The 781-nt window shown below is 66.8% G+C and carries 2 protein-coding genes; one reads left to right on the top strand and one right to left on the bottom strand.

Features of this window, described 5'->3' with window-relative positions:
• The first annotated feature begins 4 nt into the window (after positions 1–4).
• Positions 5–382 carry a pentapeptide repeat-containing protein gene (locus AC5LUJ_RS23865; RefSeq protein WP_493465836.1) on the top strand — a complete coding sequence of 126 codons (378 nt, stop codon included), beginning with the start codon at positions 5–7 and terminating at the stop codon, positions 380–382.
• Between the two features lie 107 nt (positions 383–489).
• Here the strand turns inward: AC5LUJ_RS23865 and AC5LUJ_RS23860 are convergent.
• A partial coding sequence (locus AC5LUJ_RS23860; protein WP_493465833.1) for a DUF4143 domain-containing protein occupies positions 490–781 on the bottom strand: 292 nt, incomplete at its 5' end.

The raw sequence follows: 781 nt of genomic DNA, 5'->3' as shown, positions 1-781 counted from the left end.
CGACCTGTCTGGTGTCGACCTGCGCGGAGCGGAACTTAACCGCACGAACCTCGCCGGGGCCCGACTCGCCGGTATAGATCTCACTAACGCTTGGTTGGCTGGGGCGGATTTGGCTGGTGCTGATCTGGCTGGGGCGAGGCTCGTGAAAGTGTGGCTGAAAAGAGCGGACCTTACTGGCGCAAACCTCGCTGGGGCCCGACTCGACAGGGCAACTCTCGCTCACGCCCGGCTGGCTGACGCGGACCTCACGAACGCTTCGCTGGCTGGTGCGAACCTCATCAAGGCGGTGGGGCTGATCCAGAAGCAACTCGAGTCGGCGGAAGGGGACGCAGCCACACGGTTACCTGCGGGGTTGGTCCGGCCGGTGTCCTGGCTGGCGTAACGTCCGTCCGACAAGTTTCGCCTGTTTGGCGTGTCGACGAGGTCGGTTTTGTCTGGTTTCAGGGCTCAGGGCTCAGGGCTCAGGGCTCAGGGCTCAGGGCTCAGGGCTCAGGGGGTCAGGTTCCACAGGGCGTCGAGGGGGAGGGCACGGAGGCGGTCGCCGGAGGGCAGGGTCTGCTGGCCGGTGTAGAGCACGTAGCCGGCTACGAAGCGTGATCCGAGCAGGTTGGCGAGGTCCTCGGTACGGACGGTGGCGCCGGCCTTGACCTCGATCCCGACGACACGGCCGTCGGGGGTCGCCCGCAGCGCGTCCACCTCGCCCGCCTCGACTTCACCCGCGCCACCTGAATAAACCAGCAGGGTCGGCAGCCGGTCACAGCCTGGGCCCAGTGTCATCCGT

This window comes from Protofrankia sp. CiP1_Cm_nod3, assembly GCF_982290655.1.
This window is presented reverse-complemented; position numbering and strand designations above follow the sequence as displayed.